This window comes from Candidatus Synechococcus spongiarum SH4 (assembly GCF_000586015.1).
GTDB lineage: Bacteria > Cyanobacteriota > Cyanobacteriia > PCC-6307 > Cyanobiaceae > Synechococcus_B > Synechococcus_B spongiarum_F.
On sequence record NZ_JENA01000087.1, the window covers coordinates 1 to 6,341 of the forward strand.

Here is a 6,341-nt window from a genome sequence, read left to right on the forward strand (position 1 = left end):
CCCCAGTTGATCCAGTTGCTGGACGGCACTGTGGAACAAAACGTGGCGTTCGGAGTGGAGGAGGAGGCCGTGGACCACCACCGGGTTCAGGAGGCCATCGCCACAGCCCAGTTGACGGAGCTTGTGGCCAGCCTTCCCGCCGGCCTGCAAACCCCTGTCGGCCAGAACGGCATCCAGCTTTCCGGCGGTCAGCGGCAGCGGATCGCCCTGGCGCGGGCCTTCTACCGTCGCGCCCGGTTTCTGTTGCTGGATGAAGCCACCAGCGCCCTGGACAACCGCACCGAGAGTGACGTCATTCAGGCGCTGGAGCAGGTGGGTCGGCAATGCACCACGGTGATCATTGCCCACCGCCTGGCCACCGTGGCCCGCTGCGACCGGATCCATGAACTTGCCAACGGGTGCGTCAAAGCCTCCGGCCGCTTTGAGGAATTGCGCAGTGTCTCCCCCAGCTTTGCCGAGTTGGTGCGGCTGGACCGCCTTTGACCGGGAGGCGGACCGGATCCCGTCATCCCTACCGGAACCCGAACAACACAACAATGCCCACCACCCCGGCAAACACCACCAGGGCATAGAACTGGGCCCGTCCGGTTTCCAGGTATTTCAGACCCTCGCCACTGCCCAGGGCCAGAAGACCGGTCAGGTTCACGGCGCCGTCCACCACCTTTGCATCCACCTCCAACACCTGGCGCGCCAGGCGACGACTGCCCTGAACGAACAGCCGCTCGTTGATGGCGTCCAGATACCACTTGTTGGCCAGAAAGGCGTTCAGAGCAGGCAACCGCCGGGCCACAGCGCGCCCCAGGTCCACCCATCCGAGCCCATAGGCCACGGCAGCCAGGGCAACGCCCACCAGAGCAACGGCCACGGACGCCCCCGCCAGGGGCAGGAAGCGGGACCAGGAAAACTCCTCCATCAACACCATGGCCTCGTGGGGATCCAGCAACGCGGCAAAGCGGGAATTCCAGGGAACCCCCAGCAGACCAACGAACAGGGAAGGGACGGCCAACACCACCAGGGGCAGGGTCATGGACCAGGCTGATTCCCGTAGGGGGCCGGGCTCATGGCGATGGTGGTCCTGCTCCTGGTCTCCCCCATGGCCGGCCGCCGCCAACAACCGGGCCTGCAGGGCTGTGTCGTGACCACGGAAGCTCCCCTCGAAGGTGAGGAAATAGAGGCGGAACATATAGAAGGCTGTCAGACCTGCGGTGAGCCAGCCCACACCCCAGAGCAACTGGCTGGTGGCCAGGGCCTGACCGAGGATTTCATCCTTGCTCCAGAATCCGGCCAACGGGGGGATGCCGCTGATGGCCAGGCAGCCGATGAAGAACGTGGACGCCGTGATGGGCATCTTGCGGCGCAGGCCCCCCATGAGTCGCATGTCCTGGGCCAGCACCGGTTCATGGCCCACCACGGCTTCCATGGCATGGATCACCGAGCCGGAGCCGAGAAACAGCATGGCCTTGAAACAGGCATGGGTCACCAGGTGGAATAGTCCCGCGGTGGGGGCGCCGCAGCCCATGGCCAGCATCATGTAGCCCAACTGGGAGACGGTGCTGTAGGCCAGGCCCTTTTTCAGATCCATCTGGGTGAGGGCGATGGATGCCCCCAGGACGCAGGTGAGGGCGGCAATGCAGGCAATGGTGAACTGCACCTGGGGGAAGAGGCTGTAGAGGGGCTCCAGCCGGGCCACCAGAAAGACCCCCGCCGCCACCATGGTGGCGGCATGGATCAGGGCGGAGATGGGGGTGGGGCCCTCCATGGCGTCCGGCAACCACACATGGAGGGGAAACTGGGCGGACTTGGCCATGGGACCCATGAACACCAGCAGACAGAGCAGCACCGCAACCGCCCCGGACAACTCCCCGTTGGCGACGGCAGCCTCCACCCCCGTGGCCACCCCCTGGAAGTCAAGCCGCCCCGAGGCCCAGAACAGCCCCAGGATGCCCAGCAACAAACCGAAATCCCCCACTCTGTTGACAACAAAAGCCTTCTGGGCGGCATGGGCCGCCCCGGTGCGCTCATACCAGAAGCCCACCAGGAGATAGGAGCACATGCCCACCAACTCCCAGAACACGTAGATCTCCAACAGGTTGGGGCTCACCACCAGCCCCAGCATGGAACTGCTGAACAGGGCCAGATAGGTGAAGAAACGCACGTAGCCCTGATCATGGGCCATGTAGCCGTGGGAATACACCATCACCAGCAGGGCGATGCTGCACACCACCACCAGCATCACGGCCGTGAGGGGATCGACGCAGTAGCCCATCTGCAAATGAAACGCGCCTGCATTGGCCCAGTCGAAAAGCTGCTCATGGCTGGGCGCCCCAGTCAGTTGCTCCCACAGGGTGGCCATGCTCATCACCGTGGAGGCCCCCACCGTGCTGGTGAGCAACAGGGCCGCCGGCCGCCGCAATCGGCTCACTGTGCGGCTGAAGCTGATGAGCCCCAGGCCCACAACGGTGGCCCCCACAAGGGGCAGGACCGGAATTAACCAGGCAAGATCTGCAGCCGTCGCCATCGTTACCAGATTCATGGATCAGGGGCTGTGTGTCCCCGGCTCACATTAGGTAGGGATTGCGGTTCCGGATGGGTGATTTCGCCTACGATTGCCACCACATCCCGGACGACGCAGGAGCCAGGCTTGGACAACTTGCCATTCAGCCTGGATCAGTTGCGCATCCTCCGGGCCATTGCCCGGGAAGGCAGCTTCAAGCGGGCCGCCGACAGCCTCTACGTGAGCCAGCCCGCCGTGAGCCTCCAGGTGCAGAACCTGGAGAAACAGCTCAACGTCTGTCTGTTTGACCGCTGTGGTCGCAGCGCCCAACTCACCGAGCCCGGTCGGGTGCTGCTGAGCTACTGTGACCGTATTCTGAGCCAGTGCCACGAGGCCTGCCGGGCGCTGGAAGACCTCAACAGCCTGCGGGGCGGGCATCTGAGGGTGGGGGGCAGCCAGACCACAGGCACCTATCTGATGCCGCGGATGCTGGGGTTGTTCCGCCACAAGCACCCGGACGTGGTTGTTCAACTGCATGTCCACAGCACCCGCCGCACAAGCCGGAGCGTGGTCAACGGCCAGATTGATCTGGCCATCATCGGCGGCGAGATTCCCGTGGAACTCTCCCAACAACTCCTGTGCCAGCCCTATGCCAACGACGAGTTGCAGTTGGTGTTGCCGCCGGAGCATCCCATGGCGCGTCAGCCGGAATTGCAGAAGGAAGACCTCTACCGCCTGGGGTTCATCGCCCTGGATCCCCAGTCCACAACCCGCAGAGTGGTGGATCAACTGCTCAATGACGGTGGTCTGGAAATCCAGCGGCTCAGGATTGACATGGAGCTCAACTCCATCGAGGCCATCAAGAATGCCGTCCAGTCGGGTCTGGGGGTTGCCTTTTTGCCGGTGTTGACGGTGGAGCGGGAACTGGCGGTGGGGAGTCTGGCCCGGGGGCGGGTGGCGGATCTGCTGGTTTGCCGCCAACTCAAGCTGATTGCCCACCCTTCCCGCTACTGCTCCCGGGCGGCGGAGGCGTTCAAGCGGGAGGTGCTGCCCCTGTTCGCCAGCGCCGATAGCCCCATGGCCCACCCGCCCGCACAACCCCTTAAAACTGGCCCCTTTCGTCGCTGAGGGCGCTGCCCCCCTCCCCGGTGCGACCCAGGAAAAGATTGTCGGCAATATCAGTCTGATAGACACAACGGACGATGGGCTGGTCCCGGATGGAGCCGATATAGGCAAAGGTGTTCATGCGCTGCTTGCACCGGCGCATGTCTTCGCTGCTCACCACCCCTTCCTTCTGCAGCACGGACCAGTTTTCCCGCCGGATCACGCAGCCTGGCTGCAACTTGGGTTGGGTGACGAAGCTGGTCACCGGATTCATGGTCTGGTAGAGCTCCACGTCCATCACGTAGGCGCTGGCGCCCCACTGCTTGCAGAACTCGGGGTCCGGCACCGCCAGGTCCAGGTCCTGGCTGCTGGCAATGTTTCCCGTGCGGCTCCCTGCGGATTGGGTGGTGGTGATGAAGCTGCCAATGCCAACCCCCACCACCAACACCCCGGCCAGCAGCCAGAGATTGCCGAAGCGGCCGGAGGAACCGTCCTGTCCCGGACTACCGGGTCCCAGGGCGCGGGGGGGAGCGTCCCGGCCGTCAGGGGCAGAGCGGCGCGGGGGCTGGTTCGGGGAACGGTAGGCGGGACGACGTGGGGCCATGGCGGTTCAACCGGATTGAGGGGTGTCTTGCTGGGGAAGTCCCATGCTGTAGTTCATGACGCGACCATCGGGGTTGTAGGCAATGGCTCCACTCTGCAGCAACTGGCGGATCAGGTTTTCCAGCGTGGCGCCAATGCGGCGCAGGTTGTAGTCGTTGAGGGGACGACCGGCATAGGTCTCCACCTGCTCCCGAAAGCGCTGCTGCACCTGTTGCAGCGCATCGTCGTTCCAGAGAAACTCGTTGTCCGGATCCACGTCCAGGGTGAGTTTGTCGTTGACGGGCTCCAGCACCCCGTTGTCGTCCACCCGGGCCGCAAAGATGCGCACATGGCGGGTTGTGCATTTGACCATGGAAGGCAACTGGTCCGGACTCATGGCGGAGAATCAGGGGAAGGCTCACATTCTGACTGGCGCCGCCAGCGGCAGAGCCATTCCCCACCCCCCAGAGAACGGCTTTCCACAGGACGCCACAGGTTCGGGGGGATCAAGGCCCTGTCTTGCAGCCAGAGATGACCACCCCCCAGCAGCGTGGGACAGAGGGTGAGATGGATCTCATGGAGGAGGTCATGGGACGCCAGGGTGGTGGCCAGTTGGGCGCCCCCCAGCACCACCAGCCGCCGCCATCCCTTCCGGGCCATGGTTGGGAGCAACGCCCGCCAGTGGGGCAGGGGGATGGCGCCCCGGAACCATGGGGGAACCCGGTCCACCCGAGCCTGGCCCGGCGCCAGCCACCAGCACTCCAGCGGTTGCTGAAAGACAGGCAGGTCCCCATCCAGGCGGGCATGGCGCGAGACCACCACCAAGGGAGGCTGATCAGGCTGCTGCCGCCGCCGGCGCTGCCGGAGCAAATCCTCCCCATGGATCAGGCAGGTGCCGCCATGGGCTCGCAGGGTGCCGGCCCCCACCAGGCAGGCATCGGCCCAGGCCAGGCACTCCTCCAGCACACGACGATCCGCCGCTCCCCCCAGTTTGGCTGCCCCCCCCGGGGCGGCGCCAAGCGTCCATCCAGGCTTACCGCCAGCACCAGGCAAAGCCGGGGACCCATGGCCTCACGGCCGGCGCGGGCATCCACCCACCCTCAACGGCTGGCCAGGGCTTGCAGGGCCTGGGCAACGGGACGGTAGGCCACGGGAGACTCGGCGTACACCTCTGCAGCGTTATTGGGGCTTTCCTGAAGCCGCACCTTATGCAACTTTGCCCCGCAGCGGACAATGGGCTGCCGGAGCAGGTCACAGATGTGCAGGGCAATGTTTTCCGCAGTGGGGACCGTGGTGGCGAAGTGGGGAATGTCCTTGTTGAGGAAGGTGTGGTCAAAGGGCTCGGTCACCACGTCCCGCACCACCTGCTCCAGCGCGGCCAGGTCACAGAGCATGCCGGTGCGCTCGTCCATGGACCCCTGCACCGTCACCTCCAGGTGGTAGTTGTGCCCATGGCCGTGGGGACGGGCGCATTTCCCGTAGGTGGCCACGTTCTCTTCAAAGCTCAACTCGGGTCGCGCCAGACGATGGGCTGCCGCGAAGTGGGTGGAGATGGTGAGGAAAGCATCCATGGTTTGACCGAAATAATCCGCCCAGAGGAGAGGGTGTTCATACAGACGAATGCCCACCACGGGGAGGTGGGGCTGGAGTCGCTGCCAGATGCAGTGACACAGCCACTCGGTGTAGGGCAACTTGCTGGCCAACTGCGGCCATGTGGTGTTGAGAAAGCTGAAGTCCAGGGGGTCCGTCACCTGGCGACGGATGTGGCGCTTCACCTCCGACAGATTCAGCACCATGCCGTTGGCGTCCAGGGGACCGGCCATGGTGACCACCAACTCGTAATTGTGGCCATGGCCGGGGAAACTACTACAGCGCCCAAAGCGGGCTTCGTTGTCTGCGGCACTCAACTCCGGCAGCCAGTAGCGGTGACTGGCGCAGAACGTGGCCCGCCGGGTGATCAGGCAGAACCGACCCTCGCCGTGGGGAGCCATTGCGTTGGCGCCGTTGCTGGCGCCGTTGCTGGCGATGGCTGCTGCGGCAACCGGGGCCGCGACCATGGCCGTCATCGCCATTCGTGAAGCTGGATTGATCCTAATCAATGGAACCCATGAACTGCGCCCCCGAATACCGTCCCCTCCGTCAGCAACTTGCTGGCGCCAAT

The 6,341-nt window shown here is 64.6% G+C and carries 7 protein-coding genes; 2 read left to right on the forward strand and 5 right to left on the reverse strand.

All coding sequences use genetic code 11. The features are described from left to right. Positions 1-483, forward strand: a 483-nt coding sequence (locus BG35_RS10460; protein ID WP_034417201.1) for an ATP-binding cassette domain-containing protein, incomplete at its 5' end; no start/stop codon positions are given. A gap of 28 nt (positions 484-511) precedes the next feature. Here BG35_RS10460 and BG35_RS0105280 read toward each other — a convergent pair. Further along, positions 512-2,518 carry an NAD(P)H-quinone oxidoreductase subunit 5 gene (locus tag BG35_RS0105280; protein WP_025782007.1) on the reverse strand — a complete coding sequence of 669 codons (2,007 nt, stop codon included), beginning with the start codon at positions 2,516-2,518 and terminating at the stop codon, positions 512-514. 123 nt (positions 2,519-2,641) lie between these two features. Here BG35_RS0105280 and BG35_RS0105285 point away from each other — a divergent pair, with 123 nt between their 5' ends. Beyond that, a complete protein-coding gene (locus BG35_RS0105285; protein WP_025782008.1) occupies positions 2,642-3,622 on the forward strand; it encodes a LysR family transcriptional regulator in 981 nt (326 codons plus the stop codon). Here the strand turns inward: BG35_RS0105285 and BG35_RS0105290 are convergent. The 4 genes from BG35_RS0105290 to BG35_RS0105305 all read right to left on the reverse strand — a co-directional run bounded on the left by BG35_RS0105290 (position 3,597) and on the right by BG35_RS0105305 (position 6,171). Beyond that, entirely contained in the window at positions 3,597-4,202 is a 606-nt protein-coding gene (locus BG35_RS0105290) for a DUF3172 domain-containing protein (RefSeq protein WP_025782009.1), read from the reverse strand. The genes BG35_RS0105285 and BG35_RS0105290 overlap by 26 nt on opposite strands. A 6-nt stretch (positions 4,203-4,208) precedes the next feature. Beyond that, the gene (locus BG35_RS0105295; RefSeq protein ID WP_034417204.1) at positions 4,209-4,577 is read right to left on the reverse strand and encodes an NAD(P)H-quinone oxidoreductase subunit M; all 369 of its coding nucleotides are present in this window, start codon (positions 4,575-4,577) and stop codon (positions 4,209-4,211) included. Further along, a complete protein-coding gene (locus BG35_RS10465) occupies positions 4,574-5,146 on the reverse strand; it encodes a RibD family protein (protein WP_236619794.1) in 573 nt (190 codons plus the stop codon). The genes BG35_RS0105295 and BG35_RS10465 overlap by 4 nt, the downstream gene beginning before the upstream one ends. A 134-nt stretch (positions 5,147-5,280) precedes the next feature. After that, positions 5,281-6,171: a 6-carboxytetrahydropterin synthase gene (locus tag BG35_RS0105305; protein WP_034417207.1), complete on the reverse strand. Its 891-nt coding sequence runs from the start codon at positions 6,169-6,171 to the stop codon at positions 5,281-5,283. Positions 6,172-6,341: the final 170 nt, after the last annotated feature.

Bases quoted from the DNA above. Each gene is read 5' to 3' on its own strand.
- BG35_RS0105280 (WP_025782007.1), bottom strand. From the start codon at position 2,518: ATGGCGACGGCTGCAGATCTTGCCTGGTTAATTCCGGTCCTGCCCCTT.
- BG35_RS0105290 (WP_025782009.1), bottom strand. From the start codon at position 4,202: ATGGCCCCACGTCGTCCCGCCTACCGTTCCCCGAACCAGCCCCCGCGC.
- BG35_RS0105295 (WP_034417204.1), bottom strand. From the start codon at position 4,577: ATGAGTCCGGACCAGTTGCCTTCCATGGTCAAATGCACAACCCGCCAT.
- BG35_RS0105305 (WP_034417207.1), bottom strand. From the start codon at position 6,171: ATGGCTCCCCACGGCGAGGGTCGGTTCTGCCTGATCACCCGGCGGGCC.